The 23,020-nt window shown below is 59.8% G+C and carries 18 protein-coding genes; 1 reads left to right on the forward strand and 17 read right to left on the reverse strand.

The annotated features are described in order from the left end of the window. Nucleotides 1-97: 97 nt before the first annotated feature. The 17 genes from LK493_RS02575 to aspS all read right to left on the reverse strand — a co-directional run bounded on the left by LK493_RS02575 (nucleotide 98) and on the right by aspS (nucleotide 22,069). Nucleotides 98-934 (reverse strand): sugar phosphate isomerase/epimerase family protein, encoded by an 837-nt coding sequence (locus LK493_RS02575; protein ID WP_227790025.1) that lies wholly within the window; start codon nucleotides 932-934, stop codon nucleotides 98-100. 70 nt (nucleotides 935-1,004) lie between these two features. After that, nucleotides 1,005-2,243: a glycoside hydrolase family 88/105 protein gene (locus LK493_RS02580; RefSeq protein ID WP_195543847.1), complete on the reverse strand. Its 1,239-nt coding sequence runs from the start codon at nucleotides 2,241-2,243 to the stop codon at nucleotides 1,005-1,007. A 107-nt stretch (nucleotides 2,244-2,350) separates the two neighbouring features. Further along, a complete protein-coding gene (locus LK493_RS02585; protein WP_227790026.1) occupies nucleotides 2,351-3,019 on the reverse strand; it encodes an SGNH/GDSL hydrolase family protein in 669 nt (222 codons plus the stop codon). A gap of 69 nt (nucleotides 3,020-3,088) precedes the next feature. Then, nucleotides 3,089-5,254 (reverse strand): pectinesterase family protein, encoded by a 2,166-nt coding sequence (locus LK493_RS02590; protein WP_227790027.1) that lies wholly within the window; start codon nucleotides 5,252-5,254, stop codon nucleotides 3,089-3,091. Next, nucleotides 5,251-6,060 (reverse strand): alpha/beta hydrolase, encoded by an 810-nt coding sequence (locus LK493_RS02595; protein ID WP_227790028.1) that lies wholly within the window; start codon nucleotides 6,058-6,060, stop codon nucleotides 5,251-5,253. The genes LK493_RS02590 and LK493_RS02595 overlap by 4 nt, the downstream gene beginning before the upstream one ends. A gap of 104 nt (nucleotides 6,061-6,164) precedes the next feature. Next, nucleotides 6,165-7,760 carry a glycoside hydrolase family 28 protein gene (locus LK493_RS02600; protein ID WP_227790029.1) on the reverse strand — a complete coding sequence of 532 codons (1,596 nt, stop codon included), beginning with the start codon at nucleotides 7,758-7,760 and terminating at the stop codon, nucleotides 6,165-6,167. 115 nt (nucleotides 7,761-7,875) lie between these two features. Next, nucleotides 7,876-9,435 (reverse strand): MFS transporter, encoded by a 1,560-nt coding sequence (locus LK493_RS02605; protein WP_227790030.1) that lies wholly within the window; start codon nucleotides 9,433-9,435, stop codon nucleotides 7,876-7,878. A 355-nt stretch (nucleotides 9,436-9,790) separates the two neighbouring features. Then, nucleotides 9,791-11,275, reverse strand: coding sequence for a UxaA family hydrolase (locus LK493_RS02610; protein WP_227790031.1), 1,485 nt, complete (start codon nucleotides 11,273-11,275; stop codon nucleotides 9,791-9,793). A gap of 81 nt (nucleotides 11,276-11,356) precedes the next feature. Next, a complete protein-coding gene (locus LK493_RS02615; protein ID WP_227790032.1) occupies nucleotides 11,357-12,871 on the reverse strand; it encodes a tagaturonate reductase in 1,515 nt (504 codons plus the stop codon). 96 nt (nucleotides 12,872-12,967) lie between these two features. Next, nucleotides 12,968-14,395 carry a glucuronate isomerase gene (gene uxaC / locus LK493_RS02620; RefSeq protein ID WP_227790033.1) on the reverse strand — a complete coding sequence of 476 codons (1,428 nt, stop codon included), beginning with the start codon at nucleotides 14,393-14,395 and terminating at the stop codon, nucleotides 12,968-12,970. A 460-nt stretch (nucleotides 14,396-14,855) separates the two neighbouring features. Further along, on the reverse strand, nucleotides 14,856-15,935 hold the full coding sequence (locus LK493_RS02625) for a substrate-binding domain-containing protein (RefSeq protein WP_227790034.1): 1,080 nt from the start codon (nucleotides 15,933-15,935) through the stop codon (nucleotides 14,856-14,858). A 144-nt stretch (nucleotides 15,936-16,079) separates the two neighbouring features. Then, the gene (locus LK493_RS02630) at nucleotides 16,080-16,280 is read right to left on the reverse strand and encodes a hypothetical protein (protein WP_006234772.1); all 201 of its coding nucleotides are present in this window, start codon (nucleotides 16,278-16,280) and stop codon (nucleotides 16,080-16,082) included. A gap of 204 nt (nucleotides 16,281-16,484) precedes the next feature. After that, entirely contained in the window at nucleotides 16,485-18,812 is a 2,328-nt protein-coding gene (gene feoB, locus LK493_RS02635) for a ferrous iron transporter B (protein WP_227790035.1), read from the reverse strand. 123 nt (nucleotides 18,813-18,935) lie between these two features. Further along, nucleotides 18,936-19,157 (reverse strand): FeoA family protein, encoded by a 222-nt coding sequence (locus LK493_RS02640; protein ID WP_227790036.1) that lies wholly within the window; start codon nucleotides 19,155-19,157, stop codon nucleotides 18,936-18,938. Nucleotides 19,158-19,197: 40 nt separating this feature from the next. After that, on the reverse strand, nucleotides 19,198-19,440 hold the full coding sequence (locus LK493_RS02645) for a FeoA family protein (RefSeq protein WP_022094360.1): 243 nt from the start codon (nucleotides 19,438-19,440) through the stop codon (nucleotides 19,198-19,200). A 235-nt stretch (nucleotides 19,441-19,675) separates the two neighbouring features. Beyond that, complete coding sequence (locus LK493_RS02650; RefSeq protein WP_227790037.1) at nucleotides 19,676-19,924, reverse strand: HPr family phosphocarrier protein; 249 nt, start codon at nucleotides 19,922-19,924, stop codon at nucleotides 19,676-19,678. 357 nt (nucleotides 19,925-20,281) lie between these two features. Then, on the reverse strand, nucleotides 20,282-22,069 hold the full coding sequence (aspS, locus tag LK493_RS02655) for an aspartate--tRNA ligase (RefSeq protein ID WP_117862452.1): 1,788 nt from the start codon (nucleotides 22,067-22,069) through the stop codon (nucleotides 20,282-20,284). 256 nt (nucleotides 22,070-22,325) lie between these two features. On the opposite strand from aspS, the gene serB reads away from it, so the two are divergent. After that, nucleotides 22,326-22,961, forward strand: a complete 636-nt coding sequence (serB, locus tag LK493_RS02660; RefSeq protein ID WP_117862451.1) for a phosphoserine phosphatase SerB — start codon at nucleotides 22,326-22,328, stop codon at nucleotides 22,959-22,961. Nucleotides 22,962-23,020: the final 59 nt, after the last annotated feature.

Genomic DNA, 23,020 nt, shown 5'->3' on the forward strand with positions numbered 1-23,020 from the left:
CCCCTTTTTAATGCAATCCAATGGGGCGACGATAAAGACCCTTCACCGCCGCCCCCATGCAGGTAATCTCAATCTGCCGACACGGCAAAAGCCAATGCTATAGCTCGCGATGCGAAGCCCCGCAGCGAGCGGACATGTGCTCGAGTGTCGCCAGGCAGTCAGCCGCCGTCGCCGGCACGCTGTTCTCGACCACGCAGGGAATCCCAGGACAGGCGGCGGCAGCCCAGGCCACCACGGGCTCAAAGTCATAGCGGCCCGTCTCGCCCACGCCGTGGCACACCAGGCGTGAACCCGTACCGTCGCACCATCCGGCTTCGTCCTCGTTATCAACGACCTCAAAATCCTTGGCGTGCAGCACGCGGATCTTACTGCCGCATAAGTAGAGCATGCACGCGGTGATTTCCTGCGCTTCGTCAACGACACTGGGGTGCAGCAGCGATACCGGGTCGTAGATCACGCCGAGCGACGGGCTCGAGACGCGCTCCAGCACCTCACGGCAGCGATCCGGCGTGTTGACCGTCTCGTTCCAGCCAGGCTCGATCAGTATTTGCCCGCCCACGGCCTCGGCCCGATCGCAGACGCGTGCAAGCCCGTCTGCAAACGTATCGAGTGCCTCGTCGGTCATGCGGTCGTCCGCGACGCGGTTCTGCGCATTGGGGCGACCGGTCTCGGTACCCACCGGGCAGCCGCCGAGCATCTGGGCAAAGTTCAGGCATGCCTCGTACTCGGCAAAGTTATCCATGAGCTGTTGGCGATCGGGCGTCGCCAGATTCTTATAGCACCCGAGCACGGCGACCGAAACGCCCGCCTCGTCGAGCACCGCGCTCAAATGGTCGGCAAGCTCGCGGGTCAGGCCGCCTCGATCGATCCCCATCGATGCGTAGAGCACCTTGCTCGGCAGCTGAATGCACGAAAAGCCCAGCTCTCCCGCCATACGAATGCGTTCCTCGACGGTCCCCTGCGGAAGGTCGTGCAAACGTACACCCGGAGTAATAGCCCCCACGTTATTCACATCCCTTATGAGCGTTGATGCCCGGGGTGTATCCGCCAAACGGGTCCTCGATGGAGCACACGCCCGAGGGGGCGAGCGGATCGCGCTTACCGGCCAGCTTGTCGTGATGCATGGTCTCGATATAGGCAAGCACCAGCGGCGCCACACCCTTTGCATCATTTTTGACCACGGGCTCGCTCATGTAGTAATCAAACGTGCCCTCGCGGTGCGCGGTGTTTCCCAAGCCCGCAACCAGGCAGATGTTGTCGAGCGCCAGCTGCCCGTCATACTCGGACAGGCAGGTCTCGCAGATGCCGTCGAAGGCGCGACGGCCGTACTGGTAGTAACGCTCGCCCAGCACGCCCAGACGCACGCCCTTCATGATGGCATTGGCAAAAATCGCGCTACCGGACTCCTCCAGGTAGTTGGGGGCGATATTGGGCAGGTTGATGACCTGATGCCACATGCCGGTCTTCTCGTCCTGATACGGCAGCATGGCGTCGATCAGGTCGTGGAACATCTTGCGAATCTCGTCCTTCTCGGCTGACATCGAAGGCGGCATGAGCTCCCAGGTATCGATGAGTGCCATGGCAAACCAGCCCTCGGCGCGCAGCCAGAAGTTAGCCGAAAGGCCGGTGACCGGGTCGCACCAGAACTGTTTGCGGCTCGCGTCGTAAGCGTGATAGTACAGACCGTTGAGGGGGTTGCGCATCAGGTCATGCACAACCTGGAACATATGGAAGCTGTCCGAGCAGGCACGACGGTTGTGGAAGCTCAGCTCATACTGCATGTAGAACGGCTGCGCCATATACATGCCGTCGAGCCAGATCTGGTTGGGGTAGACGGCCTTGTGCCAAAACACGCCCTCTTTGGTACGCGGCTGGGTTTCGAGCTGACGATAGATGGTATCCATGGCGGCGCGATACTTGGGCTTGCCCACCAGGTCATAGAGCTTGTAGAGGGTCTTGCCCGCATTGACGTTATCGAGGTTGTACTCCTGCGGGTTGTAATGCTTGATGGTGCCGTCGTCCTGGACAAAGAAATCGATATAGTCGTCGGCAAAGGTCAGGTAGCGCTGCTCACCCGTGATCTCGTACAGTTCGATGAGCGCCTTGATCATGCAGCCGTCGATATAGTTCCAGGTGTTCTCCTTGCCGGCGCGAATCTTTTCGATATTCCAAGCCGGCGCCTGCGGCGTAGAGGTTTCGATCAACTGCTCGATATAACGGTCCAGGATTTGATTGCAACCCATTGCTGCCCCCTCTGACATAAACGATAGGTGAACGTTACCCCTAGTGTAACGCGAACGAGGAATATAGGGTGAACGTTAACCCTATATTCCTCGCGAACGGCAGACTTTTAGCGGCAAACGGCGGTGAGACCCGCGGCGATGCGATGCGCCAGGCGCTCATAGCCAGCCGGGCTGTAGTGCAGACCGTCCGGCATATAGAGCTCGCGGTGCTCCGGCAAAAACGAGCTGATACCGCTTTGCGCATACAGGTCAATCACCGGCACGGAGTAGCGGTCGCAGACCTCGAGCATCGCTCGCACGTAGGCGACCTGCGTCAACCCCAGGTGGTTGAGCTCGTCGCTTGCCGGGATATCCTTCTCGTGCTTGCCGCTCGTCTTGCACGGCGTCATAAACACGAGCTTTGCCCGAGGCGAGCGCGCCGTGATGGTACGGATCAGGTAATCGAGTGCACCATAGAACTCATGCACGTCCGTGCTGCCGAGCTCTCCAAGCGGCACGTTGCGGCTAAAGTCGTTGACGCCGCCAAAGACGATGTAGATATCGGCCGCATCGTCGATACCGTCAAGGCGCTCGACAAACGAATCGGTACGGTCGGCCTTGATGGCGATACGCGAACCCTTGATGCCAAAGTTCTCGACGACCGCGCCTCCCAGCAACGCGCCCAGATGCGAAGTCCAAGAGATGTCGTTGCCGCCTGCGCCGCATCCGTTATCGCCCCATGTGGTCGAATCGCCAAAGCAGCAAATGGTCGATTCACTCAAACTCTTCGTTTCCATAATCTTCTCCTCATCCGCCCATCGGCGGTCATACAGGAACGTACCGTTTATTCGCAGCATGCCGAGGGGCTATGCACGGGCGCATTCCGCAACGTGCGAATCGAGCCATTCGATATCCTCGACAAGATGTGCCACGCCCAGATGGTGTTCACCCGGACACACCTCGTGCCGCAGGCCATCTCTGCGACCCAGCAACTTGTAGGCATCGCGCACGATCTCGAGCTGCTCGTCAACATTTTTCAGCCCGCGCGAACCGTTCAGATGATCCTCTTCGCAGCTTTGCACTAACAACGGGCGCGGCGCAATAAGCGAGGCAATATCGCCCATGTCGAGCAAGCGCCAAAGTCCGGGTGTGTAGTTGCAGCTGCAATTGCCATTGAGATGCAGCAGCGAATCGTCGACACCGTACAGATAGCCCGAGACAAACGTCTTGCATACGCGTGGGTCGAGCGCCGCCAGATACAGCGTCATGTATCCGCCGCCCGAAAAGCCAAAACAGCCCAGGTCGTCCATGGCAATGTCGCCGCGCGCCTCTAGGTAATCGATCAGACGCATGTTATCCCAGGCGTTGAGACCCGCAACGGTAAGTCCCAGCGGCTCGGCCATGCGCGCCTGGTTTAGGCACGTGCCGCGCAGAAAGCTGTTCTCGTCATCGCCCTGGCCCTTCCAGTCACGACGGTATCCCCAACCGCGTGCGTCGGGGCAAACGGTCACGTAACCCATACGCGCCAAACGCAGACCGTAGTCGTAATTGAACTTACGCACAGCATCATCGACCGCCGGCACGCCCGTCACGCCCGCAACACTTGCGGCGCCTGCTCCCTGATGGCCATGCGGGCAGATATAGCAACACTTGCGGCCGTGTGCATCGAGCTTAGGCGACTGCGGCTCGAGCAGGTAGAACGGCATCCAAACATCGCGCTCGACCTGCAACATCGCATGGGTGCGCACGATGCCGCCGGCAACCCGCACGCGGCTGAGCTCACGAATCTCAATCGGGACGCGGTCCATAAGCGAAAGGCCCAAAACATCGTACAGACGAGTCCTGGTCGCAATCTTCCATGCCTCAAAATCTGCAGGAGTCTTGCCCGTAAAAGCAGCCGAACGCCCCTCGCGCTTCAGCCGGGCACGCAGCGCAGGTTCGTCTTCGCAGCACGTCTCGATGTGCACGGTGCGACCGTTGGCAGACAGTTCAGCCGTCTCAACCGCATCACCGTCGCCGCCCTCGGGATCCCAGCCATCCACACCGGCAAGCACCTGCTCGCGAGCGTACCCGGCGGCAGCCATCACATCGAGTTCATTCGCCCACGGCACCCAGTCGGTAGTATCACCCGCCGGCCCATGCAGAATCGCGCCAGCATACTGCACGCAGCTGTGTGCCGCCGGCTTATTCCAATCCCACCAGCCTTCGCGCTTGATATGTCGCCCCAGCCAGCAATCGATCAGCACAGTTTGCGCCCATTCGCGCCAAGGACGACCCAGGTAGACCGAATCCGGCGCCACGCCATCCGGAGCTGTAAACGAACAGCCGTGGAACACAAAGCCGTGCGGCTCGCCTTCGGGCGTCGACGCCGCCGTCACGTAGCCGTTCACGTCCATATCGCGGTTGAGCGAGCGAATCTCGCACCCCTCAAAGTAGGCACGCGCGCCGCCAAAGATAAAGTCGACATCGCCCTCGATCCGGCAACGTCGAAAATACTGGCGCCCCACCCGGCGCGGCGCATACTGTTTGGGTCCTATAAACCCGCCCGGTTTGGCCTCATGCGGCGGCAGCGGACCCAAAAACAGCGTGTCCTGGTGTCCCTTAATGCAGCAGGCATCGACAACCAGACGGTCGCCATCAGCATACAGGGCAATCGCCTGACCGACCTCGCGCCCATCGCCCGCATCGTTTTCGATCGTGAGGTTTGCAAGCGTCACGTCATCGGCATCGACCAGCACCGTATAAGTGCGGAAGGTGCCGAGCTTTCCGTCCTGGCCGCTGCCGTCCTCCGAGGGCATCTGCGCCGCAAGGCCGCCAACGATACGCACGCTGTCGGCCGTCTCTCCCTCAATCGTCACATGCGAGCGACGAATCTCGACCCGTTCGCGGTACTCACCCGGATCGACGCGAATCATCACCGGTTGCTCGGCATCCGGATAGAGCTGATCGGCTGCCGCCAAGGCATCGGAAATCGTTGGATACGCTCCTGCCGCAGCCCTCGAAACACGCAGCGTATAGATACTTTCGCTCATCGTCCATCACGCTCCCATGCAACGAACTGTTCAGGCCAGCCCTGAACCTGTGGCTGAATATGCTCGGCGCAGCCCTTAAATGCCGTTAGGGCCGTGGCGAGCGATGCCCCATGCTTTCCATGCGGAAAGACATGTAGGCTAAAGCCAATCCCGTGGTCGGCAAGAGCCTGCGCAAGAAGGAGGCTATTTTGAACTGGTACCGATGCATCCTCGGCGGTATGCCACAAGAACGTACGGGGGAAGCCCTCGCCCACCATATTCTCGATCGACAACTTTTGAGCCAAAGCGCCATCGGCACCCGTTAGGTGTTCAAATGAACCACGATGAGCATAGGCCCCCGAGCTTACGACCGGATAGCCCAAGCAAAGTGTGTCAGGCCGAATCGACTCAGGCGACGACGCAATCGACTCTGCAAGCCAGGGTTGGTCCCAAAGCGCCCCGAGCAAGCCAGCTAGATGCCCACCGGCCGAAAAACCCATGACCGTAATCCGATCAGGATCGACACAGTACTCTGCCGCATGGCTTCGGACGGTATCGACCGCCCGCGCGAGTTCTTGCAATGCCAGCGGATAGACAGCCGGAGCAACCGAATAGTTCAGTACAAACGCTTGGTAGCCCATCGCCAACAAACGGAGCGCTACCGGCTCGCCTTCGCGCGGCGAAACGTGATCGTAGCCGCCTCCTGGCACGACCACAACTGCAGGCAGCGGTTTTAAAGCATAAGCATCTTCGGTCGGGGCAAAAACATAAGACGTAATCGTGGCAGACGAGCCATCGACCCCGACAGGAATCGTTTTATTGAGCATGTATTCCCTTTCACCATGATGCGTAGCGCAGCGCACACGGCCGTATCGCACAAGGGCTGCATTGCCGATTTATCCGACAATGCAGCCCTGGTCATCAACCCGAGTTAGGAGCGGACAACCTTGTCGACGTTCTGGAGCTGCAGCTCCTCGCCGTCCTGGCCCTCGATCACCACATTTTGCAGGTCGAGCACCTTGACGTTTTGCGCAATGATGCCCTGACGCACCATGGGCTCAACGCCGCAGGCCATGGCCGGAACAAAGGGCTCAGCATCATCGGCAAAGGTCACGTGGACATCCTGGAACGTCAGGCGCGTCACCTTGCTCTCGGGCAGACCCGTGATATAGGCCGCGGCAGCATGGCAGTTGGTGGCCTCGATATCGCAAAACGTCGTGGCACCAAAGCCGGGCGTGCGGTCGTCGACAGGCAAAGCCTCGCGAGACTGCACGTAATCGGTCTTGCCGTCCTTGTCACAGAAGTAGAACGAATTGACCACGAAGGGCGTGAGCACCTCGTCCATGCGAATGTGCTCGAAGGTGATGCCCTCGTTGACGGCATCCTTGCCGCGTCCACGGCGGGTCTTGACGCGCAGGCCACGGTCAGTGCGCTCAAAGAGGCACTTGCTCACGGTAAGGTCCTTGATGCCGCCGGCAGCCTCTGAACCCAGGACCACGGCGCCGTGACCATCGTGCATGTAGCAGTGAGAGATCAGCACGTCGTGCGTGGCGGGACGAAGCTCGGGCTCAATGCCCAGCTTGCCGCTCTTGACGGCGATGCAGTCGTCACCCACTGAGAACTGACAACCAAGGATGCGAACAAAACCGCAGCTCTCGGGATCGAAGCCGTCGGTGTTGTGGGAGTTCTTGGGACCCTCGATGGACAGGCAGAGCGCATCGACGTGCTCGCACAGGTCGGGGTGGATGTTCCACGCCGGGCTGTTGCGGACAGTGAAGCCGGCCAAGCTCACGTTCTCACACTCGGATAGGAAGATCATGCGCGGGCGGGCGACCTCGCGGCCCTCCTCGGGACGGAAGATGTTCTTAAAGTCCTTGTTCCACCAGTTGTCCTCGGCAAAATCGGTCTGACCGTCAATCGCGCCGCGACCATAGATGCACACGTCGTGCACGCCCAGACCCGTAAAGGTAGAACAGTAGGTCGAGAAGCTCTCCCCCTCCCAGCGGCCCAGGGGCAGCATATCGGTACCGGCATAACCGGCGCCCTCGTTGCCCGTGACCGTGCCCGGAATGTAGGCAAGCGCGGCACGATCGTGGCGGGCCAGCAGCACTGCCCCGTCGACGAGCTCGATGTTGATATTGCTCTTAAGGAAGAGGGACTTGATACGATAGCTACCGGCGGGAATCAGCACGCGCCCGTCCTTGGGACAGGCCATGATGGCAGCCTGGATGTTGGTGGTGTCGTCGTGCTCGGCATCGCCCTTGGCGCCACAGTCGCGAACGTTGATGGTAAAGGGCTCAGCCGGCGTGGTGACACCTACGCTCAGCTCACGCTCGCCACAAACAAAACGAACCAGGTTGCGCTTGCCGGGGATCAGGCCGTCGACATAGGTCTCGACCGTATTCGTGGTACCGGCGGGCTCGTCGTTGACAAAGATCTCCCACGTATCGGCACAGGTAAAGTAGCCGCCGTCGTCAAGCTCGATCACGGCCGCGCGGGCGTTGCGCCAGATAACGTTCGTCTCCATGGATTTCTCCCTCAAAAAGATGCTCTAAAGGCAAATTGTACGCTGTTAAAAAAGGGCCGTGCCTGCCGGCGGAATTCCGGTGGCACGGCCCTGTGATTTGGACGATATGTCGGCCTTACTCGGCGGGGGTTACGCTACCGTCCTGGAAGCCAACGTTGTTGTGGGCAAAGCAGTCCTCGTACTTAAAGCCGGAGAGCTCCTCGCAAAGCGCCTTGACCTCGGGCTTGACGTCGGCCATCTTGCCACCCTCCTTGACGCGGTGAATCTCGTCGCAAAGGATGTCGCACTGCTCCTTGTCGATCTTGATGCCGCGGGCAAGGACGGCCGCAAGCAGGAAGAAGCCGGCGCAGCCGATGATCATGTAGCCGCAGATATACAGAGGCACGGTAGCGGGCTGGGTCACGGCGTCGCTATTGCCGGCGGTCTGAATGAAGCCGGAGGCAGCAAGGACGATAGCCCACACGTTGACGGCGATAGCCTGGGCGATCTGCTGGCAGAGCTGCTGCGCGGAGCTGTAGATGCCCTCGCGACGACGCAGGGTGATGAGTTCATCGACATCGGGGATGTAGTTGAGCAGAACATCGGGCAGGTACTGGAAGCCGACGTAGAAGAACTTCCAGATGGCGAAGATGATGGGGTAGGCGATCATGGCGATGGCGACCGTGGAGGTGCCGTTGATCTGACCAAAGGCGAAGTAGTTGTAGGCAATGATGCACGCAGCGCAACCGGCATTTGCGAGGTACCAAGACTTGTGGAAGCCCTTCTTGGCCATGAGGGCGACCCAGATGGCGGTGCAGACGATAGCGACGACCTTGCCAGGCATCTCCATCACGGACTCGTAGGACTTAGGAATCTGCAGGCAGTAGACGATGAAGAAGGACAGGCAGGCAGACCAGCAGGCAGCAGCAAGCTTCGTGGAGACCTGTGCATACAGGACCTTGCGGAAGGACTTGTTGCGGAAGGTGGAGATAACGTCGATGAAGAACTTCTTGATGCCCTCGCCGACGCTCTCGATCTTCTCCTGAGCGACCTCCTCGGGGGTGTGCTCCCACGTGGACAGGTACACGCAGAGCAGCGAGATTGCCATGACCGAAGCGTTGATCGTAGCGATGATGAAGTAGCTAAACGGGTTGGTCTCGCCGAAGGTGCCAAAGCCAAAGCCGACGAGTGCTGCCATCAGGAAGCCGGCGGCGTTACCAAAGAGATGCTTGTAGCCGGTAAGGTACGTAAGCTCCTTAAAGTCGTCGGTCATCTCGATGGTAAGCGGCGACAGGTTGGCGGTGCAGAACGTGTACGCGACGTTGTAGATCAGGTACAGCACAAAGTAGTACGGGAAGCCAAACGGCGTAGCCACGAAGATGAGCGGCTCGGCGATCATCATCGGGATGGCCAGCAAGATCCAGAAACGACGACGACCAAAGATGCGGCCAATCTTGGTGGCATAGAAGTTATCGGCCACAAAGCCCATCAGCGGGCAAAGAATGGCGTTGACATAGATGGCAAACGAGCTGATCAGTGCAGCCTCGCCTGCGGACAGGCCACACTCCGTGGACAGGAACAGCACCATGTAGCTGTGCGTAAAGGTCAGGGCACCGGAATTGAGCATACCGCCCATACCAAAGCCCAAGCGCGTCCAGAATGTGATCTTACGCTTTTTTCCGATCTTATTAGTCATCGAGCTCCCTCTCTTTTCTCGATTGTCTTGTAACAAGACAGTTGAGTCCACACTGACATCTGTCTGCCCAGCGTTCAGGGTGAACGTTTAGTTAGATTATGCGCGATTGCTTACGACAGGTGAACGTTCACTTGAATAATATCCTTGAACGGTCGATTTTTACCGCTGAACGGACACAATTGAGATCCTCACACCTATTTTCTGCTGGTAAAGGTGCCATGCTGGACAGCCATGAGATAGGTGAACGTTTATCAGACATACCAACATATTCACTTAACCATGAAACGAAAAGGCCCCGCCGGGAACACTCCCGATGGGGCCGATGACATCTCGCTATGCTTGGGCGCACTTGCCGCTACAAGCAGACGCCGTCCTTCCAGATACTGATCTCGTGACAGCCACGGCGCTCAGCACTCGTGAGCTTACCGCTCGCCGTCTCCAGCACCAGCTGGTACAGATCGTGGGCAGCCTCGTCGAGCGTGCGCTCACCCGTGGCAATCACGCCAGCGTTAAAGTCCATCCAGTTGGCCTTGTGGTCGCACAAACGCTGATTGGTGAACACCTTGAGGGTAGGCGCCGGCGCGCCAAACGGTGTGCCGCGGCCGGTCGAGAACAGAATCACGTGGCAGCCGGCAGCCGTCAACGCCGTGGTGGATACCATGTCGTTGCCCGGACCGCACAGCATGTTCAGGCCGTGTTTATTTGCCTGGCCGGCATACGGCAGCACGTCGACGATGGGGGCAGATCCGCCCTTTTGCACGCAGCCGCAGCTCTTGTCCTCGAGCGTGGTAATACCGCCGTCCTTGTTGCCGGGACTCGGGTTCTCATAAACGACCTCGCCGTGGCTAATAAAGTAGTCCTTAAATCCATTGAGCATGTCGGAGGCAGCGTTAAAGACCTGCTCGTTCTCGCAACGGTCGAGCAGGATGCTCTCCGCGCCAAACATCTCGGGCACCTCGGTAAGCACCGACGTGCCGCCACGGGCGACGACCATATCGCTCACGCGACCGATCGTGGGGTTGGCGGTAATGCCCGAAAGACCGTCGGAGCCGCCACACTTAAGACCAATGACCAGCTCGGAGGCCGGAATGGGCTCGCGCTTGGACTGCTTTGCCAGGTCTGCCAGCTCGGCCAGAATCTTGTGGCCCTCGATTTGCTCGTCGGCTACATCCTGGCAGGTGAGAAAACGAACGCGCTCGTGATCGAAGTCACCGAGCTCGTCGAGCACCTGCTGATGCGTGCAGTTCTCGCAACCGAGCGACAGGAACAGCACGCCCGCGGCATTTGCGTGACGCGACAGTGCCACCAGCAGACGACGGGTCTGGGCATGGTCGGCGCCGGTCTGCGAGCAACCGAACGGATGCGGGAAGTAGTAGACGCCCTCCAGCGAGCCATCGACCAGATCCTGGGCCTGCTCGCACATGGCACGGGCGACTTCGTTGACACAGCCGACCGTGGGGATGATCCACAGCTCGTTGCGCGTCGCGGCACGACCGTCGGCGCGGCGGAACCCCATAAAGGTCTCGGGCTCAACCGGCTCAACGACCGGATGTGTGGGGTTGTAGGTATACTCGACCTCGCCCGAAAGGTTGGTCTTCACATTGTGCGTGTGGAGCCACTGACCGGGCTGGACATCGCCCGTCACATGACCGATAGGAAGGCCGTACTTAATGACGTCCTCGCCGGCGGCAATCGAGCGCACAGCCATCTTGTGGCCTTGCGGAATATCCTCTGCGGCCACGACCTCGCCCACCCCGGGAACCGCGACGGCAGTGCCCTTGGCAAGCGGCGACAGCGCAACGATCACGTTATCGGCCGGATTGATCTGGATAGTATTCATTACAAATGGTCCTAACCCTACAGGTTGAGCAGAAGTCGAGACGCGGGCACGCCGTCCCGCGCCCGCGTCTGCGCCGGAAATTTACGCCTGAGCGTTGGCGAAGGCCTGCTTGGCGCCCTCGGCACGCACGACAGCGAGCGCGCTGACGACAAACTCCTCAAGACCTGCGATCTGCGTAAGGTCCTCGCCCCACATCTGCTCGTTGGTGAGCACGTCGTGCACCAGCTGGGCATCGTCGGCGCCGGCATGGGCGGCGTAGAAGTCGAGCACGAAGGCGTCGTCCTGAGCGGTGTACTCGGTGCCGTCGGAGCGACGCAGGTGCAGGCCGTCGCCCTCGCGGGACACGAGCTCCTGCGTGTAGAAGGAGATGAGCGTAGCGAGGCTCGTCGCCAGGCACTTGGGCAGGTTGCCGGTCTCGGCAACGTAGTCCTTGAGCGTGGGCAGGTCACGAGCGCGCCACTTAGCCGTGGAGTTGAGGCAGATGGAGAGCAGCGCATGATCAATAAACGGGTTGTCGAAGCGGTTTTCGACGGCGGCGGCAAAGGCCTTGCAGTCCTCGACATCCAAGTCGGCGGCAAGCGTCGGAATGACCTCGTCGTAGAGCATGGTGTTCATGAAGCCGCGAATGGTCTCGTCATGCATGCAGTCGCGCACGATATCAAAGCCGGCAACCCAGGAACCCGGAACGAAGGCGGTATGGGCACCGTTGAGGATGCGGACCTTGCGCTTTTTGTACGGGGTGACGTCGGGAGTCACAAAGACACCCGGAAGACCAGCCTTCACAAAGGGAAGCTTCTCGGCAAGCGACTCGTCGCCCTGGATGCCCCACATCTGGAAGGGCTCGCGCACGGCCAGGAAGGGATCCTCGTAGCCCAGACGCTCGGCAACCGCCGCGGCCTCCTTAGGATCGCGGATGCGGCCGGGGACGATGGTGTCGACGAGCGTGGTGCAGACGGTGCAGTCGTTAGCCATCCACTGCGCAAACTCGTCCTCCCAGCCCCAGTCGCTCACATACTGGTTCATGATGCGCAGCAACTCCTCGCCGTTGTGATCGATGAGCTCGCAGGCGAGGACGATGACGCCCGGCTTACCGGCAGCCCAGCGGGTGTGGAGCACCTGGGCAAGCTTGGCGGGGAAGCTCGCGGGTGGCATGTCGTCGGCCTTGCAGGACGGGTCATAGGCGATACCGGCCTCGGTGGTGTTGGAGACGATGATCTCTAGGTCGTCGGAGACGGCGACCTCCATCATGGCGCGGTAGTCGTCCTCACGATACGGGTTAAGGCAGCGGCTGCAGGCGCTGATCACGCGGGACTCGTCAACCGTGTTGCCGTTCTCCTTGCCGCGCACCAGCACGGTGTACAGGTCGTCCTGGGCATTGATACCGTCGGCAAAGCCAAAGGCACCGTTGATGGGCTGCACCATGACGACCTTGCCGTTCCAGCCGGTGGCCTCGTTGCCCATGTCAAAGAAACGGTCGACGAAGGCGCGCAGGAAATTGCCCTCGCCAAACTGCAGAACCTTCTCGGGAGCATCCTTGGGCAGCAAATAGCCCTTGTAGCCGATCTTCTCGAGCGCATCGTAGCTGATGTTCTCCATCTGTGTCTCTCCTTAGATAGCTGTTAGCGTGCAAGCAAAACGGGGGCGCCGCGTGTGGCAACGGCGCTCCCGAGTTCGATGTGATTCGATGCAGGCTTATGCCTCGACGGTGTCCAAATCAAAGCCAAAGTAGCGGACCGCGTTGTTGTAGCTGATGTCACGCACAACCTCGCCCAGCAGCTCCATGTCGGCCGGGTACTTGCCCTGCTCGACCCACTCGCCGATCACGCTGCACAGCACGCGACGGAAGTACTCGTGGCGCGGATAGGACAGGAAGGAGCGGGAATCGGTAAGCATGCCCACAAAGTTGCCCAACACGCCCTCGTTAGCCAGAGCCGTGAGTTGCTCGCGCATGCCGACCTCGTTGTCGTTGAACCACCAGGCGGAGCCGTTCTGGATCTTACCGGCGGTCGGAGCCTCCTGGAAGCAGCCCATGACGGTATCGATCATGGTGTTATCGATGGGGTTCAGGCTGTACAGGATGGCCTTGGGCAGGCCGCAGGTCTCCTGGATGGAGTTGAGGAAATCGGCGAGCTGGTCGGACGGCGTGTAGTTGGAGATGCAGTCGTAGCCGGTGTCGGGACCGAGCTTGGCGAACATGGCGCGGTTGTTGTCGCGCTTGCAGCCAAAGTGCAGCTGCATGGCCCAGCCCAGACGGACATACTCGCCGGCAACGAACTGCATAAAGGCAGTCTTGTACTTGAGGACCTCTTCCTCGGTAAGCGGCTCGGCAGCCAGACCCTTGACAAAGATAGCCTCGATCTCGTCGGCGGTAGCCGGGACGTACATAACGTAGTCGAGTGCGTGGTCGGAGGCGCGGCAGCCCAGCTCGTGAGCAACGTCGTAGCGCTTGGAAATGGCAGCCTTCATGCCCTCAAAGTCGCTGACCTCAACGCCGGCAACCTCGGAAAGGTGCTTGCAGTAGTCGGCAAACTCCTGGCCGCGCTCGATGCGCAAAGCGGCATCGGGGCGCATGGCGGGAACGACCTGAACGTCAAAGCTGTCGTCGGCGGTAATCTTCTTGTGCCACTCAAAGCTGTCGGCGGGGTCGTCGGTAGTGCAGATCATGCGGACGTTGGACTGCTTGATCAGGTTGCGGCAGGTAAAGCTAGCCTCAGCGAGCTTGGCGTTGGCAAGGTCCCAGACCTCCTGGGCAGTCTTGCCGTTGAGGACGCCCTCGTAGCCAAAGTAGCGCTTAAGCTCCAGGTGGCTCCACTCAAAGACGGGGTTGCCAACGCAGCGACCCAGGGTCTCGGCCCACTTTTGGAACTTCTCGCGAGCAGGGGCGTCGCCAGTGATAAAACGCTCGTCGACGCCGTTGGCACGCATCAGGCGCCACTTGTAGTGGTCGCCGCCCAGCCAAACCTCGGTGATGTTCTCGAAACGCTTGTCCTCCCAAATCTCCTTAGGAGAAATGTGGCAGTGATAGTCGACGATGGGCATGCCCTCGGCAAAGTTGTGGAACAGCTCCTCGCCGGTCTTGGTGCTCAGCAGGAAATCCTGATCGTCCATAAAGTTTTTCATCAAACAGCCCCTTTGCTGGCAAGGCGGGCGCACGGCGCGCTCGTTATCCTTTAGGTGAACGTTCACTATACTAATCCATTGCACCTCAAAAGGTGAACGTTCACCTAACCACCACGGGATGAACGGTAGATTTTGCCCGTTCAACGGTTGCTGGGGATGTGACTTGCATGTATTGCGGACTGGTTGGCGTCCCCGAACACCGAACTTGAGCGCTTTTGCTCAGGTGGGTCATGTCCCGACGTACATTTTTGGGAGTATTCAGCATTGGAGCGCGCCGTGCGCCATCCTCAGCGTCCTATTTGGAACGCAGATAGCGCCCGATCGGCATAAAAAGTGCCCCCGATGGCAAATTACGCCATCGGGGGCACTTAAAACAGTCGTTCTGCACCTCATTCAGGGCATGCCAATGCTGAATACTCCCAAAAATGCACGTCGCAAGAGGGGGTACCTGCTCAATCGGCTAAATACCCGCAAGTTCGCAGTAGCGATCGACATTGCTGGCAAATACCATCTCGACGGCGCCCTTCTGGACGGGCACCGTCGGGGTCCTTCCCCACAGCAGATAATCGCCCAGCGTCTTAGCGCCGCGATACGCCAGGCTCGTCGGGTCCTTATAGACAATATTGGTAAAGATACCGCGGCGCAAGGCCAGAGCACTTTCGGGAAACAGGTCGTTGCCGATCACCATGACCTGACCGGCCTTGCCGGTCGAAACGAGCGCGTCGGCAACCACTTCGGAACCAACGGCAAAAACGCTACAGATAAGTTCGGGGGCGTCCGGCGCACTCAAGCGCTTTTCGAGCTCATGCTCGAGTTGTTTGACTTGCGCATGGGCACCTGCAAGATCCTCAACCTGCCATGGAATATCACGTTCGCGCAGGTAATTGTGGAAGGCGCGGGCGGTTAGATAGTGCGAATCGGTATATGGGTCGCCTGTCAAAAGGAGCACGCGGGCGTCGGCCCCAGAAGCATGGACCAGGTTTGCCGCCTGCTCGGCCATAAGGCTGCCTGCCGTCGAATAATCGGCCAAGCTCGCACCCAAACGATTCAAATGCGGACGGTCGCCGTCGACAAGCTCAATCGTCACGCCCGCCTCGGCGATCTGCCCCAAAAGCTCAGTCGCACGATCGTCGCCCGGCGCATAGGCGAGCAAGCCATCGATCTTCTCGCCCACCTGCAGACGCTCGTCGATTTGCTCGAGTGCATCAGCGTAGCCGCCCACGCCAAATTCAACGCGTTCAACCGTAATGCCCCGGTCGATGACCTCCTGTTCAAAGCGATTGCAGCCTTCCCACAGGTAACGGAAAAAGTACGCTCCCTCGCGCGATGCGCGGGGCAGGCAAAACACCAGATTGATATCCTTACGGCGCAGGCTTGAGGCACTTGTGTTGCGGTGATAGCCCATGGCCTCGGCCTTAGTGTTCACCTTGGCGCGCACGGATTCGCTCACGCCGGCCTTTCCCGTCAGGGCCTTGTGCACGGTATTGATGGAAACGCCAAGCTCGGCGGCTATGTCCTTCATGGTTACGCGAGCGCTCATGGGATTACTCCGTTATAGATAAGTTGCCAATTAATAGTCCAGTTAACGATACCCCAAAAATACTCTTCGACTCGCCGTGCTCTCCCTCAAATGCACAAAGCGCCCCGCGAACGGATGCCCGCGGGGCGCTTGGATGTCCAGACCTTATTTGATACCGCGGCCCAAGTCTTCGGCGATTTTGTCTACGCCCTTAAGTGCGGCGCACGTCTTTTTGTTGGAGCAATGCCCCGTGCAAACGCCACCCTGAGCGCAGTCGGCGCAGGTGCCCTTGCGGTAGATGCGCACGCACACGGCGACAAACGCAACGCCGATAACAGCCAGTACAACAATATCGATAGGTGCCATAGCAAGCCTCCTCTAGTTAACCAGCACTTACTTTACCCCATTCTCCACCTACCAAATAGGGACAGGTTTATTTTGGTCGGTTTTATCTGCGGAAACGCCACATCTTACTTCTGGAGCAAAGCAATCTGTCCCCCATTGCGTCAAAAAGCCCGAGTGTCACTGAGACACCCGGGCTCGTGGAAAGGGGTTGATCCTTATTCGGACTTAGGCGGAAACTGCAGCGGAAGCAGTGTTGGTCTCGTCCTCGTCGGTCCAAGCGTGCTTGGGCATAGGACGGAAAATCTGGAAGAGCATCGCGACCAGCAGCACGATAGCCACAACCGTCCAGAAGCCAAACTGCCCAAGGACAAGCAGGTTATAGAACTGGTTGATGAACAGGCCGATCACCCAAGCGAAGGCGCACTCGTAGCCGAGGGCAATCGCGGTCCACTTGCCGGAATCCATCTGGTTGCGGATGGTACCCATAGCGGCAAAGCACGGAGCGCACAGCAGGTTGAACGCGCCGAAGGCAACGCAGGCGCCCATGGTGGGGAACATGCCGGCAAACGCGGTCCACAGGCTCGGGTCGGTCTCGCCCGCGTCGGCGACGGACAGCAGCGAGCCGGCGGTGGCGACGACGTTCTCCTTGGCGACGAGGCCAGAGACAGTCAGCGCGGTTGCCTGCCAGGTGCTAAAGCCGAGCGGGGCGAAGATCCAAGCGACCAGATTGCCCAGCATGGCGAGCACGGAGTAGTCCATGAACTCCTCGGGGATGCCGTCCATCGCAGGCAGGAAGCCAAAGGAGCCGTTGTAGCTACCAAAGTTGGAGAGGAACCAAACCACGACGGTGGACGCGAAGATGACCGTGCCGGCCTTCTTGATAAAGGCCCAGCAGCGCTCCCACACGTGCAGCGCCCAAGAGCGGATCGCCGGGAAGTGGTAAGCAGGAAGCTCCATAACAAACGGCGTCGGGCGACCGGCGAAGAGCTTGGTCTTCTTGAGCATGAGGCCCGAGGCGATGACGGCAAAGACGCCCAGGAAGTAGAAGAGCGGGCTGATCCACGCGGCGGTGGTGGAAGAATCGCCGATGATGGAACCCATGAGCAGGGCGATGATCGGCAGCTTAGCGCCACAGGGAATGAACGTGGTGGTCATGACCGTCATGCGGCGGTCCTTCTCGTTCTCGATGGTCTTGGTAGCCATGACGCCGGGGACGCCACAGCCCGAGGACACGAGCATGGGGATAAAGGACTTACCGGACAGGCCAAAGCGGCGGAACACGCGGTCCATGATGAAGGCGACGCGGGCCATGTAGCCGCAGTCCTCCAGGAAGGACAGCATGACGAACAGCAGGAACATCTGCGGCACAAAGCCGAAGATGGCGCCCAGGCCGCCGACGATACCGTCGCAGACCAGCGAATCGACCAGGCCACCGTCCTCGGTGCCACCCGCCACAAGGGCATCGTGCACCATGGTGGTAATGCCGGGAACATAGGGGCCATACTGAGCCGGATCGACCGAATCAGCGTTGTCACCCGCGGCCTCGACGGCAGCGTCGTAGGCATCGCGGCCCTGACCGAGCACATACCAGCCGTCGGTACCGAAGAGCTGGTCGTTGGTGAAGTCGGTCACCGTGCCGCCCAGGGTGGAAACGGCGATGTAGTACACGCAGAACATGATGACCACAAAGATCGGCAGACCCAGGATACGGTTGGTAACCACGCGGTCGATCTTCTCGGAGGTGCTCATCTTGGCCGGAGCCTTGGTGAGGCACTCGTCAATGATGTGCGCGATGACGCCATATCGCTCACCGGTGATGATGGACTCGGCGTCGTCGTCGCAATCCTGCTCGCACTGGACGACCAGTTGCTCAACGCGAGCGGCCTTCTCCTTGGTGAGGTTGATGAGCTTGCAGGCGTCCGCATCACGCTCAAACAGCTTGACAGCGTAGTAGCGACGCTTGTTGGCGGGAACGCTCGCCGGCAGGTTGTTCTCGATGTGGCCCAGAACGTCCTCGATGGAGGAATCGAACTTGTGCTCCGGCACCTGGCCCTTGGAAGCAGCGGACTTCTTGACCTGCTCGAAGAGCTCCTTGATACCCTTGTTCTTAAGGGCCGAGATCATCATGACCGGGCAGCCGAGCTTCTTGGAGAGCTTGTCCGTGTCGATCTTATCGCCGTTCTTCTCGACCAAGTCGGCCATGTTGAGGGCGACGACCACGGGCAGGCCGGTCTCGATAACCTGAAGCGCCAGGTACAGGTTGCGCTCGAGGTTGGTGGCATCGACAACCTGGACGACCACATCGGGCTCGCCGCTCATGAGGTAATCGCGCGAGCATTGCTCCTCGGGGCTGTAGGGGGAAAGCGAGTAGATGCCAGGGAGGTCCGTGATGGTAACGTTCTTGTCGCTTAGGAGCTTGGCCTCCTTTTTCTCAACCGTGACGCCGGGCCAGTTGCCAACGTAGCCGTTGGCGCCGGTGATCAGGTTGAAAAGCGTGGTCTTGCCGCAGTTGGGGTTACCCGCCAGCGCGACATGGATCTGAGAATCCGCCATTCAATCCTTCTTCCTTGTGTGCCCGCGCTGCTTTCTCCGCACGGGCTGGATAATGTGCTTCAAAGTTGCTGCATTAAGTTAGAAAAACCTAACTTTATCTGCAGAAATATGCGCCACGAGTCCTTACTGAACCTCGACGACGGCGGACTCCTCCTTGCGGATGGAAAGCTCGTAGCCGCGAACGTTGATCTCGACCGGATCACCGAGCGGTGCAACCTTCACGACCTTGAACGAAGTGCCCTTGATGAGTCCCAGGTCCATAAGGTGGCGGCGAAGCGCACCCTCACCGTGAAGCTTGACGATGGTAGAGCTCTCGCCCACCTTAACGTCACCCAACGTCTTCATTTACTTGTCCCCCTTTCAGTGCGTACAGAAATACCGACGACTAACCGACGGTCATGATGTGCATGGCAACCTTGGAATCGATGCCAAAGCGTGCGCCCAGCACCGTGACGATGATATTGGCGCCACTCGAGCTCACCACGTGGATTTCGTTGCCCTCGACAAAGCCGAGGTCCTTGAGGTGGTGCTTCATGTCCTCATTGCCCTTTACACGAGACACGCGCACGGTTTCGCCCGCTTTTACCATCGAAAGCGGCATGGCCGGCATCTGCGGTCCGCAAGACATGAGTGGCTCCTAACGTCAGTTCGTCCTCAACATCGACGCGATAAAAGTTAACCACGTCTATGTTCGCTTTAGTAAACTAGCACGTGGTTAACTTTTTGGAAAGGGTCCCCATTCAGATTTCGAAAAAGTTTCCTATACGAAACAAAAGAAGCACCACAAAGACCATCTCTTTGCGGTGCCTTGTCATACCAATTTATGCAACAAAGGGGACTGTCCCCTTGTCACATTGATGCGCTTAGAGCGAGAGGTTTCTGATCGACGTGATGCAGGAGGCCTCATCCACGCCCGAAACGCGGAACACGACGTCTTCGCCACATTCGCCGCAGAGTGCCATGAGCCCTATAACGTCGCGGCCATCGGTGTAGCGGTCACCAATCGAAACCGACACGTCACTACGGTGCTTGGCAATGATGTCATAGAGCAGCGCAACCGGGCGGGCGTGAAGTCCCAACGGATCTTTAATCGTCTTTGTAAACTCGACCATGTCCCCTCCCACGACATCGCACATTCGGCCGGCAAAACCCAGCCACGTGGTAGTTATTGTACCGTTAGATGCTTGTTGAGGGCGGGACGGAAATCGCATCCCATTTCGAGCGTCAATGATGGGACACAGTTTCCGCCAGAAGGCTCAACCGGAAAGTGCGACCCGTTATTTGGCTGGATTCTGGGACGCAGTTTCCGCTGAGCGACCCTGGCGGAAAGTACATCCCATTCTGGACGCAAATTCCGGGACGCAGCTTCCTCGACGTCCGGTCACCCCATGCCCTCACAACCTCGGCGCATAAAAAACGAGGGAAGGCACACGTCCTTCCCTCGTTACAGGCAATAGGTAGCCGCTTGCCTACATCAAGCGCAGGCTGACGTCCTTGAGCTGGGCGCCGGAAACGGCACTCGGGGCGCCCGACATGAGGTCGGAGCCGCTGGCCGTCTTGGGGAACGCCATGACGTCGCGGATGGAGTCGGAGCCGGTGAGCAGCATGCACACGCGGTCCAGGCCCAGGGCGAAGCCGCCCATCGGGGGCGCACCAAACTTGAGAGCCTCCATGAGGAAGCCGAACTGCGACTCGGCGCGCTCCTCGGTAAAGCCCAGGAGCTTGAGCATGGACATCTGCATTTCGGCGTTGTGGATACGCATACCGCCGCCGCCGGCCTCAAAGCCGTCCATGACAAAGTCGTAGGTGCAGGAACCGGCTGCCAGCGGGTCGGCCTCGATCTTGGCGATGTCGGTCTCGGTCGGCAGGGTAAAGGGCTGGTGCTCGGCAGCATAGGCCTTGCGATCCTCGTCCCAGTGGAACAGCGGGAAGTTGACGACCCACAGGAAGTCGTGGCCCTCGCGCTTGACCTCGAGCGCATTGGCCATGTGGGAACGCATGCCGCCCAGGATCTCGTCGGAGAGCAGGCGCGGGCCGGCGGCGAACATCACAAGGTCGCCGGGCTCGACGTCCATGCGCTCGCGCAGGGCAGCCATCTCCTCGTCCGAGAAGAACTTGACGATGGGGCTGTTGATGGAGCCGTCCTCGCGGAAGGCGATCCAGGCAAGGCCCTTGGCGCCAAACGTGGAGGCCACGCCGGCGAGCTTGTCGATCTTGGCGCGAGCCCAGACACCGGCACCCTTGGCGTTGATGGCCTTGACGACAGAGCCCTCCTCGTTTGCAGCAGTCGCAAAGACCTTGAACTTGGAGTTGGCAAAGATGTCGGTCAGGTCAACCAGGTGCATGCCGTAGCGAGTATCGGGCTTGTCGGAGCCATAGGTGTCCATGGCCTCCCAATAGTCCATGCGGCGCAGCGGCGTGGGCATCTCGACACCCATGCGGCCGAAGGCGTCGGCCAGGACCTCTTCGAGCGCGCTCATGACGTCGTTCTGGTCCACGAAGGACATCTCGATATCGACCTGGGTGAACTCGGGCTGACGGTCGGCACGCAAGTCCTCGTCGCGGAAGCACTTGGCGACCTGGTAGTAGCGCTCGACGCCACCGACCATAAGCAGCTGCTTCAGGAGCTGCGGGGACTGCGGCAGAGCGTAGAAGTTGCCCGGCTGGATGCGGCTGGGGACGATGAAGTCGCGGGCGCCCTCGGGCGTGGACTTGAACAGGGAGGGCGTCTCGACCTCCATGAACTCACGGTTGTGCAGCGCCTCGCGAATGGCAAAGGTAAAGTCGGAGCGCAGCTTGAGGTTGGCCATCATCTCGGGACGACGGAGGTCCAGATAGCGATAACGCAGGCGGGTGTCCTCGCTGGTCTCGATGCCGTCCTCGATCTGGAACGGCGGGGTGACGGACGTGTTGAGCACCTCGGCGTGGTCGGTCAGGACCTCGATCTCGCCGGTCGCGAGCTTGGTGTTGGTGGTCTCCTCGCCACGGGCGCGCACGACGCCGTGGATCTTGATGGGCCACTCGGGACGCATGGTCTCGGCGATCTTAAAGGCGTCGCCGTCGGAGTGCTCGGGGTCGAAGGTGAGCTGCGTGATACCCTCGCGGTCGCGAAGGTCGCAGAAGATAAGGCCGCCGTGGTCGCGGCGACGGCTCACCCAACCGGTGAGGGTGACCTCTTCGCCCACGTTCTCGCTGCGAAGCTCGCCGCAGGTACGGGTGTGCATGGAATGCTCGTCGATGGGACGGGTCTGGCTCATACCAGTGATCCTCCTTTATGGATCTGTGCCGCCCCGTGTCGTTCCGGGCGGCGTCGTACAGATTTGCCCGGCCTGCGTAAACCGCGCAGCCAGACATGGCGTTCTATCTTATCGCACCTGTGTCGATGTGCCGCGGAAAAGTAGCTCCTGCCCAAAGACTTGACGGAGACGAAACAATTGACGCGCCGCGGCACCCGCCCGCGCTCGTCACGTGCGACAATGTGCCCCAATACAACTGCACTCGGAAAGGCCCGTCATGACCGCACACCTCATCGTTATGGATATCGACTCCACGCTCATCAACCAGGAGGTCATCGACCTGTTGGGCGAGGAGGCCGGCGTAGGCGAGCAGGTGGCACAGATCACTGAGCGCGCCATGCGCGGCGAGCTTGACTTTAAGCAGGCACTCGAGGAGCGCGTGGGGCTGCTCGCCGGCCTGGACGAGAGCGTGTTCGAGCGCACCTTTGAGCGTGTGACGTTTACCCCCGGCGCGCTGGAGCTTGTGCGCTCGGCGCACAGCAAGGGCTGGAAGGTCGGCGTGGTAAGCGGCGGCTTTCACGAGGTCGCCGATAAGATCGTGACCGCCGCGGGCATCGATTTTTGCCTGGCCAACCGCCTGGAAGTCGTGGACGGCAAGCTCACCGGAAAGCTGGCGGCAGACATTGTGACCAAGGAGTCCAAGCTCATCCAGCTGCTAGATTGGGCAGTTGAGTGCGGCGTCGATATGGCCCACACGGTCGCGATCGGCGACGGCGCCAACGACATCCCCATGATTCAGGCCGCGGGCACGGGCATCGCGTTTTGTGCCAAGCCCAAGACGCGCGAGGCGGCCCCGTTTGCCATCGACGAACGCAACCTGATGCTCGCCATGGACATCATCCTGCGCGACTAGTCGATCCATCTAACAATTGAATCAGTCTGTCCTATAGTTTCCGAACAATTTTGTCTTAG

This window comes from Collinsella aerofaciens, from assembly GCF_020709435.1.
GTDB classification, from domain to species: Bacteria; Actinomycetota; Coriobacteriia; order Coriobacteriales; family Coriobacteriaceae; genus Collinsella; species Collinsella aerofaciens_AU.